This window comes from Rhodococcus sp. NKCM2511, from assembly GCF_014905595.1.
Taxonomy (GTDB): Bacteria; Actinomycetota; Actinomycetes; order Mycobacteriales; family Mycobacteriaceae; genus Rhodococcoides; species Rhodococcoides fascians.
Genome location: NZ_BNHJ02000001.1, coordinates 2831667 through 2855760 on the forward strand (window position 1 = coordinate 2831667; position 24094 = coordinate 2855760).

Sequence of the window (24094 nt, forward strand, 5' to 3'; positions counted from 1 at the left end):
TCTCCGCGGCACTGACGCCCGCCGGTCCACTCAACGTGACATTGACCCCCCAAAAGGCCACCAAATGTCACATTGAGTACCGGCGGGCGTTCGGCTATCCCGCCGCGACGATGGCGCGAGGGTCGAATGTCACCCTGATTTCGGTGATTTTGCCGTTCTCGATTCGTTGCCAGTTCGCGGTGGGGGCCGGGGGTGCGATCGACGTGTGCAGCTCGAACCACGTCAGCACGTTCGAGCCATCGACGAAGACGTGCGCGATGTCGATGTCGGTGACGATCTGCGACATTCCCTTCAACCCGGCGACGCATTCTTCGCCGCTGTCGGCGGTGCCCAGTGGCCCCCGAAACGTGGCGTCTTCGTGCAGGATCGACGCGAGAGTGTCGAAGTCCTTCGCCTTCCAGGCCTCGAAGTAGGTTGCTGCAATTTGTGCGGGTGTCTGTGTCATGGATTCGAGTCTCGAACCGGCGCAGTCAGAAGTCCAACAGTTGGTTCCGATCATAACCAGAACTTTTACTCATAGCCGCAGCTAGACGCTACGCGCTATGGTTCTCGCGTGGCCATCGATCCCACCTCGAAGCATCCGATTCTCGAACGCGTTCGCGCTCTGGCGTTCGCGTACCCCGACGTGACCGAGAAGGTTTCGCACGGCAGGCCGACCTTCCGCACGACCTCGGTGTTCGTCTACTTCGGCGGTGGCGTCAAAGGCGGCGATCAGTTCGATCTGTCGATCATCGTCAAATGCGAGAGCGCCGAGGAGCAGCGAGCCTGCGAACTCGAGCCGCGCTACTTTCATCCCGCCTACCTCGGACCCGCAGGCTGGGTGGGGTTCGACCTGAGCAGTGACCGCACAGACAAGGCCGACAGCGATGTCTGGGCCGAAGCCGCCGAGCTGATCGACTGCAGCTACCGCGTCACCGCACCGAAGCGCGCGATAGCCCGCCTCGACGCCGGCGAAGGTCCCGATCTGGGAGTACAGCAATGGAACTGAGGCAGCTCGAGTATTTCGTCGCGGTGGCCGAGGAAGCGAACTTCACCCGCGCTGCCGCCCGCGTTCACATCAGCCAATCGGGGGTCAGCGCGCAGATCAGGGCGCTCGAGCGCGAACTCGGTGCCGAGCTGATCGACAGATCCGGTGGCACAGCCACTTTGACCACAGCCGGCCAGGCGGCGTTGCCGCAGGCTCGGGCCACACTCGCCGCGGCCGGATCCGTCAAACAATCCGTCGACGATGTGACGGGCCTACTGCGCGGAACACTGAGCATCGGTATGGTCACCGCCTGCACCGTTCCCCCACTGTTCGACGCGTTGGCGGGCTTCCACGCGGCACATCCCGGCGTCGACATTGCTTTGCGCGAGGGTAATTCGGACGATCTCGTCGCGGATGTTCGATCCAGCGAGCTCGATCTTGTGTTGGTCGGTCTCGCTTCTCGGACCCCCACCGGACTCGAATCGATGGTGGTGATCGACGAGCGCATCGTCGCAGCCGTGCCGGCGGAGCATCCACTGGCGGCGCAGAAGGACGCGACACTCGCCGAGGTGTGCGAGTATCCGATCGTTGCCCTACCGCCGGGCACCGGAATTCGTGCGGTGTTCGACGGGGACTGCGCCGGGGTAGGTCTGTCACCGTCGATCACGTTGCAGGCCAGCGCACCTGACGCGGTGGCCGACCTCGCAGCCCGCGGTTTGGGGGTCGGGATTCTCAGCCGGTCGATGGCCGAGTTCTACGGCGACCGGCTCGTCGCGATCGAGCTGACCGACTCGCACACCGCCGCCCTGCTGGCCCTGGTGTGGCGCAGCGCGATGAGTCCGGCACTCGCCGAACTGGTGGCCGTAGCGACGACGAGTTTCAGCGAATCTTCTTGACGGTGAACCACAGTGCGACCAGCAAGCCGAGCAGCGCTACGGACGGCAGCACGCCGGGATCACCTCCGATGATCCCGGCTACGGCGAAACCGAGAGCTACCAGCGCGAAGAACCCGAGAATGCCTGCCAACAACTGCAGGTGGTCCTGCGCTGTCACGACTTGACGCCGCCCGCCGTCAGTCCGGAGATGATGCGGCGCTGGAACAGCAGCACCATGATCACCAGTGGAATCGCAACGATGGTGCCCGCGGCCATGATCGCGGCATACGGCACCACAAGCGGATCGTTGCCGGTGAACCGCGCGATGGCGACGGTCACCGGTTCGGTCTTGTCACTCGAGAGCTGACTGGCGAGCAGGTACTCGTTCACTGCGGCGATGAACGCGAGAATCGCGGTGGTGAACAAGGCAGGCGCGGCGAGCGGGAGCATCACCAGGCGGAATGCCTGGAATCGTCCGGCACCGTCGATCCGCGCGGCTTCTTCGAGCTCCCAGGGCAATTCGGCGAAGAACGCCGCCAACGTATAGATCGTCAGCGGTAGGACGAACGAGATGTTCGGGATGACCATCGCCTGGTAGCTGCCGATCCAGCCGATGTTGGTGAAGAACTGGAACAGCGGGGTCACCAATGCGACGACGGGGAACATCGACGCACCCAGGATGATGCCCGTCACCACGTACTTGAATCGAAAGTCGATGCGCGAGAGTGCGTATGCGGTGAAGATGCCGATGACCAACGCGATCAGAGTGGTCGCGCCGCCCACGATCAGGCTGTTGCCCACCGCACGAAGAAAATTGTTGCCGTTCGCCGTCGACAACGCGTTCTCGAAGTTCTCCCACGTGACGTGCGTCGGCCACGGCGTCGTGTCGAAGGTGTAGCGCGGGTCGCGGAATGCGGTGACGACCATCCAATAGAACGGCGCCAGTCCCCAGACGAGAATGACGACGACGCCGAGATAGATGCGAGCTTGCTTCATCGGCCGGGCCCCTTGCGCTGATTGTCCTGAGTGGCAACGGCATTGGCACCGAGGAACTTCACCAGGATGAACGCCACGACGAAGATCATGATGAACGAGATCGTCGACAACGAGGCAGCGCTGTTGAATCCCTGCCGAATCTGATCCACCACCAGGATCGAGATGGTCCGGGTGGCGGGATTGCCCTCGGTGAGGATCGCCGGCAAGTCGTACATACGCAGCGCGTCCATGGTGCGGAACAGAATTGCCACCATCAACGCGGGCTTGACCAACGGCAGTGTGATCTTGGTGAACCGCTGCCACGCCGACGCCCCGTCGACGCGGGCCGCCTCGTAGACATCGGCGGGAATCATCTGCAACCCGGCCAGGATCAGCAACGCCATGAAGGGCGTCGTCTTCCACACGTCGGCGATGATGACGGCGAAGCGAGCGGGCCACGCGTCGCCGGTCCATAGAATGTTGGTTCCCAGAATGCGATTGGCGATGCCGTCGTACGCGAAGATGAAGTACCAGAGCTTGGCCGTGACCGCCGTCGGGATCGCCCAGGGGATCAGGATTGCCGCGCGCAACAGGGCGCGTCCGGCGAAGGTCTTGCCCATGATGACGGCCATTCCGAAGCCGATGACCACCTCGATGGACACCGTGACGACCGTGAAGAACGCGGTGTTTCCGACGGCACCCCAGAACTGCGACCCCAGCGTTCCCGGCGGGCAGGGCACCGATGTGCCCGACGCCGAGGTGCATTGCTGCAGGATCCAGTGCGTGTAGTTGTCGAAGCCGGCAGATCCACCGGTGACGAACATGCCGGTGGCGGGATCGAGACCGGGATCCTTGGAGAAGGACATCACCAGGGCTCGGATCACCGGGTAGACGATGACGATCGCGAGGATCACCATCGTCGGTGCGATCAACAGCCAGGCCCGACCCTGCGTCAGGCCGAACCGCTTGTTCTTGGACCGCACATGCCGACCGCGGCCGGGGGACGAGCCCCCGGCCGCGGTGGTTGCGGCGGCCCCACTGGTCACACCAGCAGGTACAGCCATTGGTTCTCCCGAAATCAGTTGGCGCCGGCGGTTTCGATACCGGCCTGCATGTCCGTGATCGCCTGGTCGACGCTCTTCTCACCCTTGATGGCGGCAGAGACGTTGTCCTGCACGGCCTTCGAGACGGCCGGGTAGAACGGGGTGACGGGACGCGGGACTGCGTTCTCGATGGATGCCTTCAATGCGGGAAGGTACGGCATCGCGGCGATCAGTGCGGGATCGTCGTACAGCGACGAGAGCACGGGCGGCAAAGCACCCTCGGCGATGATGCGCTGCGCCTTCTCGCCCTGCATGAAGCGCAGGAAGTCGGCAGCAGTGGCCTTGTTCTCGGAGTACGCGCTGATCGCGGCGTTGTATCCGCCGAGCGTCGAGGTGCCCACTCCGGTGACGCCGGGAAGCGGTGCGACCGCGTACTTTCCGACCACAGCCGAACCTTCTTCTGCGGCGGTGCCGTAGACGTACGGCCAGTTGCGCAGGAACAGTGTCTTTCCGTCCTGGAACGCCTGCTGGCTGTCGGACTCCTTGAACGTGGTGTCCTGGGCCGGGATGACGCCGGTCTCGAACGCGGTGACCAGAGTCTGCAGTCCGGCCTTGGCTTCCGGACTGTTGACGGTGGGGGTCTTGCCGTCTTCGCCGACGATCGATCCGCCGTGCGCGTTGATGATCTCCGACGCGTTGGCCGTCAGACCCTCGTAGGGGGCGAATTGCCCTGCGTAGCAGTCGATGTTGTTGTCGCGGGCGACCTGGCAGTCCTCGGTGAGCTCGGCCCAGGTGGTGGGCGCTTCGGGGAGCAGATCACTGCGGTAGTAGAGCAGTCCGCCATTGGTGTTCTTCGGTGCGGCGTACTGCTTGCCGTTGTAGGTCGCGCTCGCGACGGTCGCCGGAAGAACGCCTGCGTTGTCGAGTGCGAATTCGCCCTCGAGCGGGACGAGCCAGCCCTTGGCCGCGAATTCGGCGGTCCAGACGACGTCGAGTGCCATGACGTCGTAGTCGCTCTGCTGCGCCTGGAGCTGCTGAACGAAGTCGTCGTGGGCCTGATCGGCGTCGGCGGACTGCTCCTTGAAGGTGACCTGCTGATCAGGGTTGGCGGCGTTCCACTCCGAGATGATCTGCTGGACGACACCGGTCTCGGTGGTGTCCTGGCCCTCTACATAGGTGATAGGTCCACGGCCGTCGGCATTTTCGGATGCAGCACCCGAATCGCCGCTCGAACCGCTGTCGCTCGAACATGCCGTGAGCGTCAGCAGCGTGGCTGCTGTCGCAACCACTGCCACCTTCGTGATCAAAGACGCCATTGTTTTCTCCACTTACTTCTACGCGGTGGTATGCGCCCGGAGATGGGCACGCAGAATCGTGCTGTGATGCTCCCCCGACACATATGTCGATGGGTACTGTGGCACACAACTCACCGCGCAGGGGTCATTATCGAGTTCCTGAATCGGTCAACCCGGACGTGTCGGAGGTGCCCGGTACCCTTTCGCTCATGAGTTCGGACAAGATGCTGACGCGTATCGGCGGATTGCTGCGTCAGGCGGAGTCCACCGACAACCCCCACGAGGCCGAGGCCTTCATGGAGGCCGCGCAGCGTTTGGCCACGTCGGCGTCGGTGGATCTGGCGGTGGCGCGTTCGCACAGCGCATCCCGCGAACGGCAGGCGACGTCGACTCAGAAGGTCATCCCCATCGGTGAACCGGGCAAGCGTGGACTCAAGACCTACGTCCAACTGTTCGTCGCCATCGCCCACGCAAACGATGTGCAGTGCGACGTCGCCAGATCGTCGACGCAGGTGTTCGCCTACGGTTTCGACTCGGACATCGAGACCACCGAGGCCCTGTACTCCTCTTTGCTGATTCAGATGGTCCGAGCGTCCGACGCGTACATCAAGTCCGGTGCCTACAAATCCGAGACGGCCATCCGCACCGTCACCGAGGTCAAGAATCGTCGCCGCTACACCCGACGCGAGGAAGTGCCCGTCGCCGCCGTGACGGCGCGTCTGAACTTTCAGACGGCATTCGCGTCGCGCATCGGTCAACGGCTCGCGGAGGTCAAGAAGGACACCGAGGCCAAGGCCATCGCGCACGAGACCTCCGGTGCCGGTACCGCTCTGGTATTGCGAGACAAAGAGATCGAGCTACGCGACTACTACCGCCAGACGTCCACTGCACGCGGGCACTGGCGAGGCCAGAGCGCGAGCGCCGGGTACTCCGAGGGCGCACGCAAGGCCGGAGATCGAGCGGGACGAAACGCGAAGATCGGCGCCCACGCAGAGATCGGCGGAGCAAGCCGGCAGCTGGGACGCTGACTGCTACGTGGCCGGTGATGCCGTGAACACCGGCCATCCGATGTCGGTACGCCACAGCGCCGAGTTCTCGGTATCCCGCGGCCCGACGACATAGACCTCGCGAACCGGCCCCGCGATGGCCAGGCCGTTGGTCTCCACGTGCACCCCGAGCGCACCGTACGTGACGTCGATGTCGTCGTGGGGTCCGTGATGAACCGTCACCGCGAGTTCGACGGGAGGCAGCGTCATCGGCCGAACCCGGCCGACGGACGGCGCGTCGATGGTGGGAACGAAGACGGTCAGCTCACCCCGCCCGTCGGTGAAGAGTTCGTTGTCGTACAGCCCGCCCGGCGGCCCGGTGGTGTCCGATACGACCGCGTCGATCTCGGCCATCGCGTCCGAGTACCAGCCCAGCACGTCGGACGCGTCGACCACCTCGGAAATGGCTGCGACAGAACCCTGTTCGGTGAGAATGCGTCGGACATCGATCGCGGGCGGAGTGGGATCGAGCAACCGGCGCAGCGCCGTCACGGCTGATCTGGTGTCGTCCAACTGACGCTCGAGTCGAGTGAGATGTTCTGTGATCAGTCGAGCGCGAGCATCGGGATCGGGTGTCTGCACGATTGCCCGCACCTCCCGCTCCGGCATCTGCATCTTCCGGAATCGACCGATGATCTGCGCGACCCCGACCTGATCGGTGGCGTAGTACCGGTAGCCCGAGTAGTCGTCGACCGTCGCGGGTTCGAGCAGACCCGACTCGTGATAGCGACGCAGGGTCTTCACCGACAGATGGGTGATTCGAGAGAACTCGCCGATCGTGAGCAATCCGTTCATGTCGATATTCTCGCCCCTCCCCGTGGGGGAGAGTCGACTCTCGGCTGCAGTCGGGGTTGCCGCAAACGCGCGCGCGTTCGCCAGGTGCGCGCGGAATAGCCCCGAATTCGAGGCGAATCTGCTCGCGTATGGCAAACGCGCGCGCTTTTGCGGGGAAATGGGGGCGGCGGGATGGGGTGGGCGGGATGGGGGCGGCGGGATGGGGACGACGGCGGGATGGGGGCGGAGAAAAGGGGGCGGGGAAATGCGGGCGGCCGACAGAAGCCGGCGACACCAGAACCAACTCAGTCGAGTCGAGCCAACACGATTCGCAGGCCGATGACACTGGCGATGGGGAACAGGGCAGCGACCAACCATGGGATTGCTGCTCCCCAGCCGGTGTCGGGTGACGCGTCGATCACCGCTCCGACGGCGATCGAGCCGAGGAGTACCCCGATGCCGCCGAGGGAGGCCATGAATCCGTAGTACGAACCGAGTCGGCGTTCGGCGGCCATCTTGGGGACGAGGTCCCGGGCCTGCGGCATCGCGATCATCTGCCCCAGTGCCAGCAGCAGCACGAACAGGGCGGCCGGAATCAGGCCGACGAGCCCCGTCAGCTCCAGAGGACTGAGGACCGCCACCAACGCGAAAGAGAGTGCCATGACGGCAAATCCGATCGGCAGCGTGATGCGCGGCGAGACCGCGGCGACGCGTCGGGTGATGGGCAACTGCGTCGTGACGACGAGTACTGCGGAGATTGCGAAGAACCAGCCGAGTACCGTCTGGGTTCCCCAGGCCCGTTCGACCTCGAGGGGGAGCAGCAGATACAGCTGGTTGTAGGCCACCAACTGCGCGCTCATGGCGACGGCGAACAGCACGAAGGTGCGGTTTCGGATCACGTCGGTCCAGCCCGAGAGCCACGGATCGTCGCGGTGTTCGCCGGGCTCGCGCGGCAGCCATCTGATGTGTGCGGCGATGACGAGGACGAAAATGACTGCGGCCGTGAGGCATGCGATCCGAAAGTCGGCCAGCAACAGCAGAGATCCGATGAGCGGGCCGGTGAACGATCCGATCTGATTGCACACCGACAACAGCGCGAAGGTCTGAACCCGGGTGGCACCGCCGGTGCGTTCGCTTTTGCCTGCTTCGATGGCGATCGCGGATTCGACTGCGGGAGAGAACAATGCGGCTGCGAACCCGACCAGTACCGTCGCGGCGACGACACCGGCGAGAGAATCGAACGCGGCCAGGCCCAGGAACCCCAGGACTCGCAGGACACAGCCGACGAGGACCACCGGCTTGATGCCCCACCGATCGGCGAGGGTGCCGCCCACGAAGAACAGGCCCTGCTGCGAGAACGTTCGGATACCGAGGACGACGCCGACGAGTGCCGCTCCGAGTCCCAGATCGGAAGTCAGGTGCACCGACAGATACGGCAACACCATGAAAAAGCCGATGTTGAACGTCATCTGGGTGAGAACCAGCAATCGCACCGTGGGCGTGGCGCGCCCGAGGTCGACGAGAAACGACCACCGCCACCGCGTCGGCGACTTGTCGGTCCTCGAACTCATGTAACGCGCCCTCCTGCATCGACTTTGCCGTCAACGCTACCGGTCGTTCTCACCCGCCCCGACGTCGCGCTGGCGACGGAGACGGCGAGGACGGCCAGCGCGATCAACGACGCCAGCGGTGCTGCCGCGACCCACGGTGCTCGCTCGACGGCGGCTACCCCGTCGGACAGGATCAGTCCCCAATCCGCGGTCGGAGGTTGCGGACCGAGTCCCAGAAATCCGAGGGCGGCGAGTGCCAGAGCGACACCGGGAAGGCGGATCATGGCGTGCCGGAACACGGCCGGCAGCACGCCGGGAACGATGGAGCCGAACAGGATTCGACCGTTGCGGGCACCGAGTGTCGGCAAGATGGAGATGTAGGGCTGTGCTCGCGCCTCGTCGACGAGTGCGGCGGTGTGCGCGGCGAGTGGAGCCCACGTCACGATCAGGACCGCGACAGCCGCCCCGCCGGCGCTCGGACCCCAGATCGCGGCGATGAGGATGCCGGTCACGACGGGCGGTGCGGCATTGGTGACCTCCACCAGGCCGCGGGTCGCTCGGGGAATCAGCCCCAGCAGTACCCCGACGCACAACGCCGCCAGCGTGACTGCCAGCGACAGGCCGATCGACCGCACTGCCCCGTCCGCCACTCGGGCGAGCAAGTCGCGGCCGGACGCGTCGGTTCCGAACGGGAACGTCGACGATGGTCGGGCGAACTTCTCACGGGTGGTGACCTGGCCGTCTCGTGGCAGCCCCACCAGTACCATCACCGCGAGCATCGATGCGGCTGCTATCGGGACGATCCACCGACGCGATGAGGGGTGGAACACCCCGCCTGGAATTGGCATCGCCTTCTCGTGCAGTGCGCTGCCGAGCAGTAGACGGCGTAACAGTTCCGCCGCGATACCGAGGGCGGCACTGACGGCCAGCAGCAGCAGGATGTCGATCTGTAGGGCGGGCAGGTCCTGCGACTGCGCGTCACCGAGCGTCGAGCGCCCCAATCCCGGTATGGCGAAGACCTTTTCGACGGCCACTGCGCCGCCCGTCATGGCCACCATGATCAAACCGACCTGCGACGCGAGTCCGGGGACGGCCCGGCGCAACACAGCGACGGCAATCTGCCGCCGCGAGAACCCGGCCACCGTCCACGTGATCACCCATCCCTCGGTGAAGGTCACGGCTACCGCGTCGGCGAGGAGGCGACCGATCAAGCCACCCGCTGGAAGGCCCAGTGCCAGTGCGGGCAACACCGCATATTCCGGCCCGTTCCACCCGTACGCCGGAAACGACAACCACACTGCTCCGACGACCACCAGTACCGAGGCGAGCAGGAACTCCGGCAGAGACGTCAGCGCGGCCGCAATGCTTCCGCCGGTACGTTTCGGCGTGCCGCGCAGCCCGGCCCGCATGCTCGGCAGGACGACGAGAGCGGCCGTCACGAGCGCGACGACCATCGCGAAACCCATCAGGGTCAGCGAGACGGACAGTGCCTCGAGCGCACCGGGCAGTACGGGTTTGCCGGTGTTCCAGGATGTTCCGGGATTGCCCGACGCGAGGCCGGTGAGCCAGTTCCAGAATGTCCGTAGCGGCCCCGCGTCGAGACCGAGGTCGTTGCGGATGGCCGCGAGGGCCTCGGGCGTCGCTTCTTGCTCGGCGGAGCGTGCCCGCAGAATGCTCAGTGCGGGATCTCGGTCGGACAACCACGGCAGCATCCCGACGAGCAGTACGACGCCCGCTACCGAGAGCAGCCGTGAGACAGTCGTTCTCACTGCCTACTCGAAGGCGGTCTGGTTGGTGATCAACGTGCGCTCGCGTGGATCGCGGGCCACGCCGGTCACGTTCTCGGATTCTCCCTGGATGACGCGTTCGTGCAGCAGCGGTACCGCAGCATCTTTTTCGAGGATCAGTTTTTCGGCGTCGAGGATCGCGGTGCGGCGAGCGTCGCCGGGTTCGGTGGCTGCGGCGTCGGCCAGCGCGGTGTCGACCTGTGGGTCGCAGAACTGCGAGATGTTGAACGATCCCTCGCAGGCGAAGTCGGAGTACATGTACGCTGCCGGGTCTCCGGAGTCGAGCACGGTGGCGCGGGAGAGGATGAACGCATCGAAAGCACCGGCGAGAGCATCGGTTTCGATGAACTGGTACTCGCGCACGACCTGTTCGACGACGAAGCCCTTGGCTTCGAGCTCCTGCTGCAGCAGCACCGCGACCTCGGGGAGTTCGGCTCGGTCCGTGAACGTGGCGAGGGTGATCTTCTTCCCTGCGGCGTCGCCGGCCGGGGTCTGCGTACGGGCCGGACGATCGGCGGCCCACGGCAGAGCGGGGCCGAGCAGTCCGTTCGCGGCGTCGGCGCGGCCCTCGTACACCTGATCGACCAGACGGTCGCGGTCGATCGATTCGCGTGCGGCTGCGCGCATGGCCGGGTCTGCGAAGACCCCGGACGCTGTGTTCAGGTATAGCGTGTTGGTGCGCGGCATCGGCACCTCGTGTACGAGTGCCTGATTGACATTGGCGGCCTGAGACACCGGAATCGCCTCCACTATATCGGCTGTTCCGTTGCGTAGCGCGGCGGCGCGGGCCGTGCCGTCGGGTACGAAGTCGACGTCGATGCCGGAGACCTTCGCCGGCTCTCCCCAGTAGTTCTCGTTGCGGTCGAGAGTTGCTGTCGACGTGCCGTTCACGGCCTTCAGAACGAAGGGTCCGGTGCCGGTGCCGATGGGGTTGCTGCTGCCCGTCGAGTACGCGTCGGGTGCCAGGATGGCCAGCTGTGGGCTCGACAGTCGTTGCGGTACCAGTGGATCGACGTCGGCAGTGGTCACGGCGACGCTGTCGGCGTCGGTGGCGGTCACCGTCATCTCGACGCCGTCGAGGATGCGCGGCTTGGGGGCCGACTGCGTGGCTGCGGTCAGCGCGGTGACGACGGCCGCTGCGTCGAGCGGGGCTCCGTTGTGGAACGTGACGTCCGGCCGGATGTCGAAGTTCCAGGTCCGATCGTCCACGCGGTTCCAGGCGGTGGCCAGACCCGGCTCGGCCTCACCGAGATCATCGAGAACGATCAACGTCTCGGCGGTGGACCAGCGCGACAGCTTGAAGGCGTCGTCACTGAACTGGGACAACCCCGAACGAGGTGGCTGCAGCATTGCCACGCGCACGCGGTTCTCGCCGTTGTCGGAGGAGGCAGAACTGGACGAAAAGCACCCGGTGAGCGTCAGTGTGCCCACTGCTGCGAGCGCGCCGATGCGAAACATGTTGCTGGTCAATGTAGCTCCTGATTGTGTTACGTGAGCCGAGGAACGGCGTCGATCAGATCTCGGGTGTGCTCGTGCTGGGGCCGAGTGAGAACGCTGCGGACAGAACCGGATTCGACGATGCGACCCTCCTGCATCACCGACACGTCGCTGCAGAGTCTGGCCACGGCCGACAGGTCGTGGCTGACGATCAGCAGCGCACCCGGTAGGCCGGCAAGTACATCGAGCACCTGCTCTCGGAGGTCGGGATCGAGCCCACTGACCGGCTCGTCCGCCAACAGATAGTGCGGCGCGCAGGCCACGGCTCGGGCGATGGCGACTCGTTGTTTCTGTCCGCCGGACAGCTCGGCCGAACGGCGAGCCAGGAAGTGCGCATCGAGTCCGACGGCAGACAATGCGCCGGTGGCCATGGCTCGGTGATCACCCTCGATACCGAGCAGGCGTAGCGGAGTAGCGACGAGGTCGAGGACGCTGCGGCGCGGGTCGAGGCTGGTCGCCGGATCCTGCGGAATGTACTGCACACGGCGGCGGAACCACCGCAGCGATCCGGCCGATCCGGGTCGGACGACTCGCCCGTCGAGCGAGATCCTTCCGCCGCTCGGGGCATCGACGGCAAGCAGCAGGCGCAGCAATGTCGTTTTACCGGAACCGGATTCACCGACGACGGCAATACGCCCGATCGGCGGCACCGCGAACGTGACGGCATCCAACGCGGTGTGCGACGTGCCGTGCCGGTCGTACTGCCGGGTGAGTGCCGTACCCACCAAACCGGCAGCCTCGTCCAGGCTCACGATGCAACCAGCTGCCGGAACGGATCAGCCGCCCGAGCGACGTCGATCATCTGTCGCGTTCGATCCGAGCATGGATTCTTGAGTACCGTTGCAGTGGAACCGGATTCGATGATTGTGCCGGAATCGAGAACCAGCAGGTGGTCGCACAACTGCGCGGCGACGGCGATGTCGTGGGTGATCAGCAGCAGCGACGGCATCTGCCGAAGGGCGTCGAGGACTCGCGCCTGACTCAACACGTCGAGCGCCGTCGTCGGTTCGTCGGCGATCACAAGCGAGCATTCGCGCGCCAATGCCAGTGCGATACACACTCGTTGACGCTGACCTCCCGAGAGTTCGAGTGGGTGCGAGGCCAGGATGCGCGCGGTGTCGTGCAGACCCACTCGCGCCAGCAGCGCGGCTGCGTCGTCCGTCCGCAATTGCCGGCCGACGGTGACCATCGGGTTCAGCGCCGTCGCGGAATCCTGGAAGACCATCGCCGGGCGTGCGGTGCGCGGCCGCTGCGGGGTCGGAACACCAGCGACATCGTGGCCGTCGACGACGACGCGACCGGAACACGTGATGCCCGGCGGGAGGTATCCGACCAGAGCCGATGCGATGGAGGACTTGCCCGAACCCGAGGCGCCCAGCAGGCCGACGCGTCGACCCGTGGGTATCTCGAACGAGACGCCGTCGACGATGCGGGTGCGTCCGGCGTCGATGCGGAGATTCTCGACGACGAGCACGACGAACTCCTGAGCCTGGAAGTGGGAATGACTTCGACAATCGTTGTCACTTGAACCATAGGCGAGCGCCGGTACGGAAACAACTCGACCTGCTTAAGCTGGACGAGTGAGCAGACCGAGGGATGCGCAGCGGTCGGCGGTGTACGACGCCGAACAGATGGTGCGGATCATGTTCGATCGAGCCGAGGAGCGCGACAACCGCGTCGTGACGGTGTTGGGCTCACAGATCACGCTGCCGATCGAGCGGAAGTTCGCCTCGTTGAAATCCGTGCAGAGCTATGTCGATGCGGTGCTGGCGCTGGACTGGATCGCGACTACCTGGCCCGACGCCGGCCGGACGGTGACCGTCCGGGCCAGATCCGGATCGGGTGCCGCCCACTACGAACGCGACGCCGCGACCATCGCGGTACCCCTGCATCAAGGCAATCGGGCCTGGGCGCTGCGCGAGCTGGTGGTGCTCCACGAACTGGCTCACCACTTCGGTGACGAGGACGAGCAACAGCACGGCGGAGCGTTCGTCGATCGCTACATCACGTTGGTCGGCGACATCGTCGGCTCCGAGGCCGGGTTCGTCCTCCGAGCGATGATGGCCGAGAGCGGAGTACGAGTCGGCTGATCTCGGGCAACGTGCATCGCGCGAAACGAGGTGCATCATGGGTGAGACAGCCCACACGACGAGGAGACGTACATGACCGTCAAGATCGGTGTTCAGCTTCAGCCCCAGCACGCGCCCGACTATCAGCTGATCCGCGACGCGGTGCTGCGGTCCGAAGACGCGGGAGTCGACATCGTCTTCAACTGGGACCACTTCTATCCGCTGTACGGCGACCTCGACGGCGCGCATTTCGAGTGCTGGACGATGCTCGGTGCCTGGGCCGAGCAGACGTCGAACGTGGAGATCGGCGCGCTCGTCACCGGAGGTGGCTACCGCAACCCCGACCTGCTGGCAGACATGGCGCGCACCGTCGATCACATCAGCGGCGGCCGACTGATTCTCGGTATCGGTGCCGGATGGAACGAGAAGGACTACGACAACTTCGGCTACGAATTCGGTACGGCCGGTTCACGTCTGGCGCTGCTCAAGGAGCGCCTCGGCAGGATTCGGCACCGCCTCGACGTCGGTAACCCGGCCCCGACGCGAGACATCCCGATCCTCATCGGCGGCGGCGGTGAGAAGAAGACCCTCAAGCTCGTGGCCGAGTACGCCCACATCTGGCACAGCTTCGCCGACCTCGATGCACTGAAGCGTAAATCCGAGATCCTCGCCGAGCACGGCACCACCGTCGGGCGGGACACCTCGGGCATCACCCGCTCGGTCTCGTGGCCGGGCGCGGACACCGCACAGGACTTCGTCGACGCCGGAGCCACGCTGTTCACGGTCGGTACCGGGGGACCGGATTACGACCTCACGGAACTGGGCGAGGCCATCGCGTGGCGGGACGCACACCGCTAGACGCGATTGAGGTGAGGGAATTTCGGGAACAAGCGGGTTGCTTCATACAACTGCAATGTGATTGTCGTGTGCCTCCATCGGCACGATAGCCTCGTTCGTCCCTCCCGATTGCACCTAGGAGCTTCATCTTGAACACACGTCGTTTACGAGGCCGTGCCATCGCAGCAGTCGCTGCGACGCTCGCACTCACGCTCGGAGCCGTCGCGTGTTCCGACGGAAGCTCGGGTGGCACCGGCGAGAACGCTCTGGCCGGTTCCGACCAGGCCTCGCTCGACAAGTACACGACCGACAGCGTCACCGCGCTCGATCAGATCGACACCGCGAACCTCGGTCTGATCAAGCCGGGGACGTTGTACGTCGGCACCCTGTCCGACGCGCCGCCGAACATCTTCATCGACGACGCAGGCAACTTCACCGGCTTCGACAACGAGCTACTCAAAGCCGTCGCGGCCAAGCTGAACCTCACCGTCGAGTTCTCGGCGACCGAGTTCTCGGGCCTGCTCGCAGCGGTCAACAACAAGGTCTACGACGCCGGCTCCTCGTCAATTTCGACGACGGATGCGCGTCGCCAGACCGTCGGCTTCACCAACGGTTACGACTTCGGTGAGATGGCACTGGTCGCGAAGAACGACTACTCGATCAAGACGATCGCCGAGTTGAACGCCGATCAGCGCATCGCCGTCGTGCAGGGCACCGTGCAGGACGATTACGTCACCAACACCCTCGGCATCGAGCCGGTGCGGTTCCCGGATTACAACACCGCGTACGCGAACGTGAAGTCCGGTCAGGTCGACGCCTGGGTCGCGCCGTCGCAGCAGGCAACCGGTCAGGTCAAGACCGAGGACGGTGTCTCCATTCTGGAGAAGACCATCAACACCACCAACTTCACCGCCTACGCCGTCGCCAAGGACAATCAGCCGTTGATCGACGCCCTGAACGCCGGCCTCGACGCCGTGGTCGACGACGGCACCTGGAGCACGCTCGAGAAGCAGTGGTACCCGGACCGTGAGGTCCCCGCCGACTGGAAGCCGGGCAGCAAGGCGTCCGTTCTGCCGGCGTCGTAAGGGCACCCGTACCTCATGAGCACTCTGTCGAATCTGTACGACACGTTCTTCGATTGGGAACTGATCGGCGAGACCATTCCCAAACTGGTCACGGTCGGATTGCCGAACACCCTCATTCTGGCGGCTTCGTCGGGAGTGATCGGTACCGTGATCGGACTCGGGCTGGCGGTGGCGGGTATTTCCCGCACCCGCTGGCTGCGGTGGCCGGCGCGGGTGTACACGGACATCTTTCGTGGACTACCCGCCGCCGTGGTCATCCTGCTCATCGGCCTCGGGTTCGGCCCGACGCTGACCCAATTCACCGGCAGTAGAAGCCCGTTCCCGTTGGGCATCCTGGCGCTGTCGTTGATGGCAGCGGCCTACTTCGGTGAGATCTTCCGCTCCGGCATCCAGAGCGTCGACTCCGGGCAGCTCGAAGCCTCCCGCGCACTGGGTTTCAGCTACCGACGGTCCATGAACCTGGTGGTCGTGCCGCAGGGCATTCGGCGCGTGCTGCCTGCGATCGTCAACCAGTTCATCTCGTTGATCAAGGACAGCTCGCTGATCTACTTCCTGGGTCTGCTTGCCTCGCAACGAGAATTGTTCCGCGTCGGCCAGGACACCGCCGCCCAGACCGGCAATCTCTCGCCGCTGCTGGCCGCCGGATTGTTCTATCTCATCCTGACCATCCCGCTGACGCACCTGGTCAATTACATCGACCGACGCCTGCGATCCGGTAAGGCCGACACCTCGGGCACCCTCGGTCCCGTCGAAACATCCATCGTGGTGGAGAGGTAGCCGACGTGACTTCAGTTTCTCTGACCGGCAAGGACATTCACCTGTCGTTCGGTACCAACAAGGTTCTGCGTGGGGTGAGCCTGCATGTCGACGCAGGTAAGACCACCACTGTCATCGGGCCTTCGGGCTCGGGTAAGTCCACGCTGTTGCGGGCCCTCAATCGCCTGCACGAGCCCGAGCAGGGAGACATCCTGCTCGACGGCAAGTCGGTGCTGAAGGACAATCCCGACGAACTTCGTCAACGCATCGGCATGGTGTTCCAGCACTTCAACCTGTTCCCGCACAAGACCGTCGCCGACAACATCGCGCTCGGGCCGCAGAAGCTGCTGGGGCTCAACAAGGATGCGGCGCGCGCGGCCGCGATGGAGCAGCTCGAACTGGTGGGCCTGGCCAACAAGGCGGACTCGCGTCCCGGCAACCTCTCGGGTGGCCAACAGCAACGCGTCGCCATCGCACGAGCTCTCGCGATGAAGCCCGAGGTGATGTTCTTCGACGAGGCCACCTCTGCGCTGGACCCGGAACTGGTCAAGGGAGTGCTGGCATTGATGGCCGACCTCGCCAAGGGCGGCATGACGATGGTCGTGGTGACCCACGAAATGGGCTTCGCTCGGTCGGTGTCCAACAAGGTCCTCTTCATGGATCACGGCAGCGCCGTCGAAACCGGAACGCCGGAGCAGTTGTTCGACGATCCGCACACCGATCGACTGAAGACATTCCTCTCGCAGGTGCTGTAGCAGCGACCGGTCAGCCTGGCACCTGATACAGGCGCCAGTTCGGTTGATCGGCACCATCGTTCGGTACTTCGAGAACGAGTGGATACAGTTCCGCGCCGTTGTCGTAAATGGTGGGGTACCGCCGGTTGATCGCATCGGACACCCCGCGGCCCTCGTTCGGCACGGTCAACAGATATTGCACGCCTCCGGTTGCCGGGTCGTTGAGAATCTTGGTGAAGTCGAGGTCGGACGGAATCACGAACCGGGTCGGGTGCTCCGACGCCGCCACGACGGCAAACCCGTAGACGGTGTCGACCAGGATCGAGCCCTCGGGTAGATCCTGACTGTCGAGATACGAGGCGAGTCGGCGTTCGGTGGAGAACGAGTCGATGATTCGCCGGGCTGCCACAGCCCGAGGGTCGTCGGCCGAGGGATTTCGGTCGAAGAGCGCCCCGAGCGCGTACTGCTGACTCGACAACGACGGCTGCATCATCGCCCACCCGGTGACCGGAAGACCGAGTGCACAGAGGAGGACGACCCCGGCCGCGGAAACAGAACGCAGGGCAGGCAAAGCCGGGCGGTGCCTTCGGTACGCACCCGCTCGTCGGGTCGCCAGGTCTGGACCGGCCGGAAACAGTTGCACCGCAACCACAGCGGCCAGGGGTATGGCGCACACGAAGAATCTCAGAAAGCCGAACGTGGAGCCGGTGATGTAGCTCGCGGCCTGAAATGCGAGCACCCCGCCCAGAAGCACGGGGGCAACCGAGAACTCCAGATCCCGGCGACGTATCGCCAGTACCGTCGCGAGCGGTAGAGACACCGCCAACGTCGGCCCCAAGGCAATAATTGCAGCGAAGGAGAACAGGCCAGTGCTCAGCACGTCGCCACTGGACCCACCGGACTGCGCCAGAATCGCGGCGTTGCCGTAGCTGGAGGACAGCTGCGCGAGCGCCTCACCGGTGATCAACCAGCTCGTGGTGATCCAGACCAGGAACGCTGCCGCACCGGGGCCGGCAACGAGTACAGCATCGAGAATTGCTCTGCGCCGCATCGCTTTCCAATGCACTCGACCCCGGCGGAGTACCGTGACGGCCGCCACGAGCACCGCGGTGAGCGCTATGGGGACCACACCCTCGTAGCGGGTGAGGAAGGCGAGAGCCAGAGCGATGCCGACCAGAACGAGATCGTGCACATCGTCGGTGCCGACCCATCGAATTAATCGCCGCACCGCCCAGCACATACAGAACAGAAAGCCGGCCTCGCTCATGCCGTTGGCTCCGTAGAAGACGATCATCGGATTGACCGCGAACAACACCGTGACCAGTAGGCAGTAACGACCGGGAAGTCCACGGTCTCGGCAGATTCCGTGGATCATCACCAGTGCTCCGGCCATGAACACAGCCGACACGGCGATACCCGAGATGTTCCACCGGGTGATACCCGGCCACCAGGATGCGAAGGCGACAATCGGCAATTGTGCCAGCGCGGTCAACGGCGTGAAGATGAACCCGATGGCAGAGACGTGCGGATCCCGGCTGAGCAACACCGCCTGCGCGGCCGAGGTTCGCGACAGCGCATCCCCCAGCATGTAGCCGAACCGCATGCTCAGAGTCAGTCCCACCGCCAGGTAGCCCGCCAGAGCGGTACCGAACACGACCGCTGGGGTCCGCGACGTCATGGGGTCTGCTCCTCGCTGGGGCCGGTCTCCGGCGCGGGTCCGGACAGGCCGTGAAAAGTTTTCTCCCAGTAGGACGGATTACGTACCAACTGCCAACAGCCCTTGATGGACGCCACGCTCATCATCACCCAGTACAGGGGCATCGTGAGGCTCGGAACCAACAGGTAGGCGTTGTCGCTCTCCCTGCTTGCGATCAAGTACATGTAGATCGTGGCGATGTTGCCCACCACCAGAGACAACAACGAGAAGTAGTAGATGTACGGCGGAAAGAGTTGCGCAATCAGCGTCGGCTGGCCGAGAATCCACGCTGCCGTGGTGAACCAGAAAACCATGTTGATGCACGCGGTGATGGGCGTTCCCGCGAGTAGCAGGGTGAATCTGTAGGTGCCCACCGGTCCGAGCACGCGAACGGTCGCGAGCGGCCTGCGCATGTGCACCAGCCAGGTCTGCAAATAGCCTTTGTACCAACGGGACCGCTGGCGTACCCAGTTGATCGGATCGCTGTTCGCCTCCTCGAGGGTGGTCGAGTCCAACACCGCCGTGGAGTAGCCCGAGGCCGCGATTCGGACACCCAGGTCGGCATCCTCGGTGACGTTGAACCCGTCCCAGGCACCGACCTCGTCGATGACATCGCGCCGAAGATGATTGGAGGTTCCGCCGAGGGGGATCGGCGACGTGCTGGCCATCAGACCCGGTAGCAGGTATCCGAACCACAGCGCATAGTCCGCGGTGAACCATCCGGTGAGCAGATTCTGAGAACCGTTGTGGAACGCCAGCTTTGCCTGAACACAGGCCACAGTGTCGGGCAGCCGCTCGAATGCCGCCACGACACGGCGCAGCTGCAATTGCTCGGGCAGATCCTCGGCATCGAAAATCGTCACGATCGACCCGGTCGCGAAATGCAGGCCGTAGTTGCAGGCTTTCGGCTTCGTGCGGGGATCGCCGGCAGGCACCAGCACGACGTCGACGAGGTCGCTGACGCCGCTGCGCGCAGCGGCCTCGATGGTGACGTCGTCGTCCTCTTCGAGCAGCAACAGGACCTGCAGCTTTTCGGCTGGATAGTCCAGACCCGTCATCGCCGCAATGAGGTCACCCACCACCTCGGGCTCGTCGTACGCCGGAACCAGAATCGTGTACAGCGGCAACCGATCGTCGGGAATCGCTCGCGCCTGCTCGTCGGTCACGGTGACGATTGCGGCAGCGTCGAGACCGCGGGAGAACAGCAGGAGGCGGTCGATCATTGCCAGGAGATATCCGATGGTGCAGAGAACCGTGACCGCGAGCAGAGTCCCGATCGGGGCGAACACCACACAGGCAACGAGGAGCACCGCAGCCACGATCGCCGTGTACTTCTGCCATGGCACGAAAGCAATCGCAGCCGAAGCCAACGGATTTCGGACGGCGAGCCCGTTGATGGCATCGTCGAGCGCCGCCGCTTTGAACTCTGCCGTTTCGGTGCCGACGCGGGGCGGCGACGGCCGCGAACTCCGAGAATCGTTCATCTCGCCGAACCGTCCCCGGAGCGCCACTGCTGGCGGAGCAACCCGGTCCCGAAGGTGGTCAGCAGTTCAAGATCCTTGTACTCCGGATCGTCGTCGACGGACACCGCATTCCCACGCAGAAACGTCCCGATGGCAGTTCCGAGATTCGACGCCATCGAGGGCGTCGGTTGTGGGAACTCGGCATCGGCATCGTGGTTGTCGACGCTGATGATGGTCACGCGCTGCGTCACATCGCCTCGTTCCCAATCGAATACGAGCTTCGTCCAGGTGAGCAACAGAGCGTCACTGACGGAGGTGTACAAGGAGCCCGTCACTCCGCGACCGAGATCGATGCGCAGCGGATGGCTCGTACGGGTGTTGGAGAGCCGATAGAGCGTGCTCTCCGGGTACACAGCAAGACTGGCCCGATTCGCAGTGGACAACACGTCGACCACCACCGTCCGTGGCCGCCCACGAACATCCCATGCGGGATTTCCGACGTCTGCTCGCATGGTTTGTCGAACCAACGACGACGATTGCCCGAAAAATGCCCGCACCCAGTCGAATTCCTGCAGGTCCGTTCGGGTGAAGCCAACGGGTGGCATGAGTGGCTCGGATACCGGTCCCGGTGGTCCCGCAACCGTCGACAACTCCATTCGACCGGGCAGAGGAACGAAGAACAGAACTACCGCAGCAACGATCGCAACGGCCTTCGAGCTCGGCGACCACTTCGCCGTGAGCGACCCGACCCGGCGCGGCTGCCGGGCGTCGAACCGACCGCGACGGGCTACGACATAGAAGGCACCTCCCGTGACCGCGGCTGCGCCGACGGTCGGGACGAGCTGCAACCAGACGATGTCGACCTGCGGCCACATGGCCAACATGACTGCGGCGACGACGAATCCGGTCGACACCGTGCATCCGAAGCCCAGCCAACCCCGACGTGCGGTTCGGCCGACGGCAATGGCACCTGCGATGCCGGCCAGCAGCACCATCACCGCCGCATACGCAAACCTGCTGCCACCGAATCCGATGGCGACCAACCGGTAGCCCAGCGGACTCAACGCCAACAGCAACAGCCACACAGACCAGAATCGTCCGACCGGCCGCAGCCCGAACATCAGAATCGCCCCGCCGAAGAAGAAGGCAAGTGCCGCCAAGACATCCAGGTGGGCGAGTTCGTACTGGTCTGCGTACCGGGGTAGCCACAGCGCCTTGATCGCGATGGAAACCAGCAACGCGATGCCGCCGACTATGTTGTCGGTCTGGCGGTCGTGGATGGGCAATTCGTCGGCTCGTCGCCGCGCCACCCCCTGAGCCGCAACCACTGCGAGCAGCGGCAGCACGAAAACATATGCGGTGATGGCACCGTCGGCTGCCTCCTGGGCAAGCCGCACCCAGGTGGAGAAGAAAGCCACCACCACGCAGCCGACCAGAACGGACCACCGAAATACCAGAACGGCGATTGGGCCGCGAGACAACCTGAACCGCGTGAAAGACCGCGGCAGCTGCCCGTCCTCGCTCATTGTGAGCCGCTGTCTCGACCCGGATCGCGCGCCGAACGACGTGATCGGACGGCGAACACGAATGCCGCGACGCCGCCGACTGCAAGTACCGCCAGGCCGACTCCGACGACGACCACCACCATCCGATCGGAGGTCCCGTCGTCGGTGGCCGCCGCCGCGGCGTCTGCTCCGGACAATGCACTGCTGGACAACGACATCGGCTCCGTGTTCTGCGCGGCGAACAGGATATCGCCGTTCAGCGCAAACCACCGCGCCGGATCGGCATCGAGCCAGGACAACATGCCGTCGAGTTCGTCCGGTGCCGAATTCCACGACGCCACGAGGACGGCGTTGCTGCGCACCGACGTGACCTGCATCGTCGCCAAGGGCTCGGCGATATCCACCGTGAGCTCGGTGGCACCGCCCGCGGCCTCGGGGTCCGTGATTCGGAAGGTCGTCTCGTCGACCGAGGACAGCGGCAGCGTCACCGAGTCCGGAAGCTCTGCGACAGGCGAAATCACGACGGCTGGTGCGCTACCGTCGAGCGCCTGCTCCATCGATACGACCTCGGGATCGAGCGGCAGGCTCGACAACCGCTGCAAGCCGATCGCGAGGGTGACAGCCCGGACAACTCCGGCGTAGGACTCGTCGGCGAGAGCTATGTCGAACTGCGGCATCAAGGCCTGCGGCATCGACCGCCATCCCAGTGGCACCGGTGACGACGAATCGGTGGATCGCACGAGCGTCGAACTGGCTACGGTGACAGTCGTTTCGGCGGCGGCAGCGCAGGAGCTGCCGGAAGAGGCCGACGGATGGTCGACGGAAACATCGAGAGTCCCCACGCGAGAGAGTGCGGTATCCGGGATGTCGATCCATCGATCGAGACGGCCGGTGTCGTCGGCCTCCCAGACTTCGAGTGGCGATCCGTCGACCGAGGCTCGCACAGATCCGGCACCCGGGGTGTAGCTGCCGATCAGGTGCACGGACACGCTCCCGGCCGATCGTCCGAGTCGCGTCTGATCGATATCGACAGATGCGGTTGCCGTGGAACCTCCTGTGCCGGAGACGGCTCCGATTCCGAGGTCGTCGAGGGTGATCGAATCGGGTGCGAGTCGAGCCTGGGGTGCCCCCGGTCCGGCCAATGCCGAGGTGCCGATTGCGATCTGGGAGAGGTCACTGGTGATCAACCGGGCTTGATCGGTGAGATCCGATCCCGTACCGGCGAGGTACAACCGTGGGGGAGCCTGCTCGACGGGGTAGATCAACTCGGCACCGGCGTCGGAGTTCTTCGTCAGCACGATCGATCTTTCGAACGAGCCGTCGGGTACCGCCCCCTGAAGCTCGCTGTCCGGGCGCACTTCTACCTGGACCGGCTGCGCACCGTAGTGGTGTACCACGGATGTGGCCACAGTTGTTGCTGCGGTGATAGTTTCGCGGTCAGGCGTGGCGGGCACGAACAGCGTCAACTTGCGCAGCAGCACCGGTAGGAAATCAGCGATGGTCCCCGGGACGGCCGGCGCTCCCGAGTAGTCGACGGTCGCATCGATCAATCGGACCGCGTCCGAATCGGGATCGGGGCAGTAGCGATCGTCGGGAATGACGGAAGGGATCAGATCGAGTGGAATCACTCCGTCGACCGTTCGCGTAGCGGCCAGCGGAATCGACACCGGAGTGGTCGGGGCAGCGCCGTCGAGGGCGATACGAGTGATCGGACGCCCGTCCGATTCGACGTCGACCCACCCGCGATCGAGCCAAGCGGGCGTGGTCAGCACCGCGTTCAGGGTCGACGGAACGGCCCCTGCAGGAGATGGCACCGTCACCCTCGTACGCGGTCCTGTCAGGTCGACCGTGGTGGACTGCCCCAAGCCCAACTCGGGAAAAGTGAAACGAGAGAGCTCGTCTGCGCTTGCAGCAGTGGGTTGGTCCTGATCGCCGGGTTGCGCCGACGCTGTGGTCACCGAAAGCAATATCGGGACCACGGCGAGAGCTGTCACAGACGCAGCGCGAACGATTCGCATGAGAAATGTCCAGTCTTCGAAATGAACGGAGAGTCAAGAGAATAGCGCGACTCGTTGGCGCGCAGGACTTTCGGAGTGCCGATCACAATACTCACAGCACGCAAACAGCGCCAGAACCCGCC

At 64.6% G+C, this 24094-nt stretch carries 21 protein-coding genes and 1 pseudogene; 7 read left to right on the plus strand and 15 right to left on the minus strand.

Annotated elements, in window-relative coordinates:
- Window positions 1-94: 94 nt before the first annotated feature.
- Window positions 95-445, minus strand: coding sequence for a nuclear transport factor 2 family protein (locus JLZ96_RS13190; RefSeq protein ID WP_201010315.1), 351 nt, complete (start codon window positions 443-445; stop codon window positions 95-97).
- 108 nt (window positions 446-553) lie between these two features.
- Between JLZ96_RS13190 and JLZ96_RS13195 the strand changes: the two genes are divergently transcribed.
- Both JLZ96_RS13195 and JLZ96_RS13200 read left to right on the plus strand, forming a co-directional pair.
- The gene (locus JLZ96_RS13195) at window positions 554-988 is read left to right on the plus strand and encodes an MmcQ/YjbR family DNA-binding protein (RefSeq protein ID WP_201010316.1); all 435 of its coding nucleotides are present in this window, start codon (window positions 554-556) and stop codon (window positions 986-988) included.
- Complete coding sequence (locus JLZ96_RS13200) at window positions 979-1863, plus strand: LysR family transcriptional regulator (RefSeq protein WP_201010317.1); 885 nt, start codon at window positions 979-981, stop codon at window positions 1861-1863. Before JLZ96_RS13195 ends, JLZ96_RS13200 begins: the two co-directional genes overlap by 10 nt.
- Here JLZ96_RS13200 and JLZ96_RS13205 read toward each other — a convergent pair.
- Genes JLZ96_RS13205 through JLZ96_RS13220 form a run of 4 tightly spaced genes read right to left on the minus strand, consistent with a single transcriptional unit; the run spans window position 1847 to window position 5176 of the window.
- Window positions 1847-2020 carry a hypothetical protein gene (locus JLZ96_RS13205; protein ID WP_167327633.1) on the minus strand — a complete coding sequence of 58 codons (174 nt, stop codon included), beginning with the start codon at window positions 2018-2020 and terminating at the stop codon, window positions 1847-1849. The genes JLZ96_RS13200 and JLZ96_RS13205 overlap by 17 nt on opposite strands.
- Window positions 2017-2838, minus strand: a complete 822-nt coding sequence (locus JLZ96_RS13210) for a carbohydrate ABC transporter permease (protein ID WP_032367661.1) — start codon at window positions 2836-2838, stop codon at window positions 2017-2019. Before JLZ96_RS13210 ends, JLZ96_RS13205 begins: the two co-directional genes overlap by 4 nt.
- Window positions 2835-3881, minus strand: a complete 1047-nt coding sequence (locus JLZ96_RS13215) for a carbohydrate ABC transporter permease (protein WP_174557187.1) — start codon at window positions 3879-3881, stop codon at window positions 2835-2837. The genes JLZ96_RS13210 and JLZ96_RS13215 overlap by 4 nt, the downstream gene beginning before the upstream one ends.
- A 14-nt stretch (window positions 3882-3895) precedes the next feature.
- The gene (locus JLZ96_RS13220) at window positions 3896-5176 is read right to left on the minus strand and encodes an ABC transporter substrate-binding protein (RefSeq protein ID WP_032367659.1); all 1281 of its coding nucleotides are present in this window, start codon (window positions 5174-5176) and stop codon (window positions 3896-3898) included.
- Between the two features lie 188 nt (window positions 5177-5364).
- On the opposite strand from JLZ96_RS13220, the gene JLZ96_RS13225 reads away from it, so the two are divergent.
- Entirely contained in the window at window positions 5365-6183 is an 819-nt protein-coding gene (locus JLZ96_RS13225) for a DUF2786 domain-containing protein (protein ID WP_201010318.1), read from the plus strand.
- Window positions 6184-6186: 3 nt separating this feature from the next.
- On the opposite strand, the gene JLZ96_RS13230 is transcribed toward JLZ96_RS13225, so the two are convergent.
- From JLZ96_RS13230 to JLZ96_RS13255, 6 genes are all read right to left on the minus strand, one after another.
- Window positions 6187-6996, minus strand: a complete 810-nt coding sequence (locus tag JLZ96_RS13230) for a MerR family transcriptional regulator (protein WP_201010319.1) — start codon at window positions 6994-6996, stop codon at window positions 6187-6189.
- Between the two features lie 284 nt (window positions 6997-7280).
- The gene (locus tag JLZ96_RS13235) at window positions 7281-8546 is read right to left on the minus strand and encodes an MFS transporter (protein ID WP_032407729.1); all 1266 of its coding nucleotides are present in this window, start codon (window positions 8544-8546) and stop codon (window positions 7281-7283) included.
- Window positions 8543-10294: an ABC transporter permease subunit gene (locus JLZ96_RS13240; protein ID WP_201010320.1), complete on the minus strand. Its 1752-nt coding sequence runs from the start codon at window positions 10292-10294 to the stop codon at window positions 8543-8545. Before JLZ96_RS13240 ends, JLZ96_RS13235 begins: the two co-directional genes overlap by 4 nt.
- Before the next feature lie 3 nt (window positions 10295-10297).
- Entirely contained in the window at window positions 10298-11782 is a 1485-nt protein-coding gene (locus JLZ96_RS13245) for an ABC transporter substrate-binding protein (protein ID WP_236253946.1), read from the minus strand.
- Window positions 11783-11799: 17 nt separating this feature from the next.
- The gene (locus tag JLZ96_RS13250) at window positions 11800-12561 is read right to left on the minus strand and encodes an ABC transporter ATP-binding protein (protein WP_201010321.1); all 762 of its coding nucleotides are present in this window, start codon (window positions 12559-12561) and stop codon (window positions 11800-11802) included.
- Window positions 12558-13283: an ABC transporter ATP-binding protein gene (locus tag JLZ96_RS13255; protein WP_201010322.1), complete on the minus strand. Its 726-nt coding sequence runs from the start codon at window positions 13281-13283 to the stop codon at window positions 12558-12560. Before JLZ96_RS13255 ends, JLZ96_RS13250 begins: the two co-directional genes overlap by 4 nt.
- Window positions 13284-13389: 106 nt before the next feature.
- On the opposite strand from JLZ96_RS13255, the gene JLZ96_RS13260 reads away from it, so the two are divergent.
- The 4 genes and pseudogenes from JLZ96_RS13260 (at window position 13390) to JLZ96_RS13280 (ending at window position 17311) form a co-directional block, all read left to right on the plus strand.
- Window positions 13390-13899 carry a TIGR04338 family metallohydrolase gene (locus tag JLZ96_RS13260; protein ID WP_027495044.1) on the plus strand — a complete coding sequence of 170 codons (510 nt, stop codon included), beginning with the start codon at window positions 13390-13392 and terminating at the stop codon, window positions 13897-13899.
- 72 nt (window positions 13900-13971) lie between these two features.
- Window positions 13972-14736: an LLM class F420-dependent oxidoreductase gene (locus JLZ96_RS13265; RefSeq protein ID WP_201010323.1), complete on the plus strand. Its 765-nt coding sequence runs from the start codon at window positions 13972-13974 to the stop codon at window positions 14734-14736.
- A 125-nt stretch (window positions 14737-14861) separates the two neighbouring features.
- A pseudogene (locus JLZ96_RS24980) lies at window positions 14862-16577 on the plus strand (ABC transporter substrate-binding protein/permease).
- 5 nt (window positions 16578-16582) lie between these two features.
- The gene (locus JLZ96_RS13280) at window positions 16583-17311 is read left to right on the plus strand and encodes an amino acid ABC transporter ATP-binding protein (RefSeq protein ID WP_174557188.1); all 729 of its coding nucleotides are present in this window, start codon (window positions 16583-16585) and stop codon (window positions 17309-17311) included.
- Window positions 17312-17321: 10 nt separating this feature from the next.
- Here the strand turns inward: JLZ96_RS13280 and JLZ96_RS13285 are convergent, their stop codons facing one another.
- The 4 genes from JLZ96_RS13285 to JLZ96_RS13300 are packed head-to-tail and all read right to left on the minus strand — an operon-like array spanning window position 17322 to window position 23912.
- Window positions 17322-18968 (minus strand): glycosyltransferase family 39 protein, encoded by a 1647-nt coding sequence (locus tag JLZ96_RS13285; protein WP_201010324.1) that lies wholly within the window; start codon window positions 18966-18968, stop codon window positions 17322-17324.
- Window positions 18965-20470, minus strand: a complete 1506-nt coding sequence (locus JLZ96_RS13290; protein WP_032385414.1) for a glycosyltransferase — start codon at window positions 20468-20470, stop codon at window positions 18965-18967. Before JLZ96_RS13290 ends, JLZ96_RS13285 begins: the two co-directional genes overlap by 4 nt.
- The gene (locus JLZ96_RS13295) at window positions 20467-21975 is read right to left on the minus strand and encodes a hypothetical protein (protein WP_201010325.1); all 1509 of its coding nucleotides are present in this window, start codon (window positions 21973-21975) and stop codon (window positions 20467-20469) included. The genes JLZ96_RS13290 and JLZ96_RS13295 overlap by 4 nt, the downstream gene beginning before the upstream one ends.
- Window positions 21972-23912: a hypothetical protein gene (locus JLZ96_RS13300; protein ID WP_201010326.1), complete on the minus strand. Its 1941-nt coding sequence runs from the start codon at window positions 23910-23912 to the stop codon at window positions 21972-21974. The genes JLZ96_RS13295 and JLZ96_RS13300 overlap by 4 nt, the downstream gene beginning before the upstream one ends.
- Window positions 23913-24094: the final 182 nt, after the last annotated feature.

Coding starts and splice junctions, on each gene's coding strand:
- JLZ96_RS13190 (WP_201010315.1), bottom strand. CDS start 445: ATGACACAGACACCCGCACAAATTGCAGCAACCTACTTCGAGGCCTGG.
- JLZ96_RS13200 (WP_201010317.1), top strand. CDS start 979: ATGGAACTGAGGCAGCTCGAGTATTTCGTCGCGGTGGCCGAGGAAGCG.
- JLZ96_RS13210 (WP_032367661.1), bottom strand. CDS start 2,838: ATGAAGCAAGCTCGCATCTATCTCGGCGTCGTCGTCATTCTCGTCTGG.
- JLZ96_RS13215 (WP_174557187.1), bottom strand. CDS start 3,881: ATGGCTGTACCTGCTGGTGTGACCAGTGGGGCCGCCGCAACCACCGCG.
- JLZ96_RS13220 (WP_032367659.1), bottom strand. CDS start 5,176: ATGGCGTCTTTGATCACGAAGGTGGCAGTGGTTGCGACAGCAGCCACG.
- JLZ96_RS13225 (WP_201010318.1), top strand. CDS start 5,365: ATGAGTTCGGACAAGATGCTGACGCGTATCGGCGGATTGCTGCGTCAG.
- JLZ96_RS13230 (WP_201010319.1), bottom strand. CDS start 6,996: ATGAACGGATTGCTCACGATCGGCGAGTTCTCTCGAATCACCCATCTG.
- JLZ96_RS13235 (WP_032407729.1), bottom strand. CDS start 8,546: ATGAGTTCGAGGACCGACAAGTCGCCGACGCGGTGGCGGTGGTCGTTT.
- JLZ96_RS13265 (WP_201010323.1), top strand. CDS start 13,972: ATGACCGTCAAGATCGGTGTTCAGCTTCAGCCCCAGCACGCGCCCGAC.
- JLZ96_RS13285 (WP_201010324.1), bottom strand. CDS start 18,968: ATGACGTCGCGGACCCCAGCGGTCGTGTTCGGTACCGCTCTGGCGGGC.
- JLZ96_RS13290 (WP_032385414.1), bottom strand. CDS start 20,470: ATGAACGATTCTCGGAGTTCGCGGCCGTCGCCGCCCCGCGTCGGCACC.
- JLZ96_RS13295 (WP_201010325.1), bottom strand. CDS start 21,975: ATGAGCGAGGACGGGCAGCTGCCGCGGTCTTTCACGCGGTTCAGGTTG.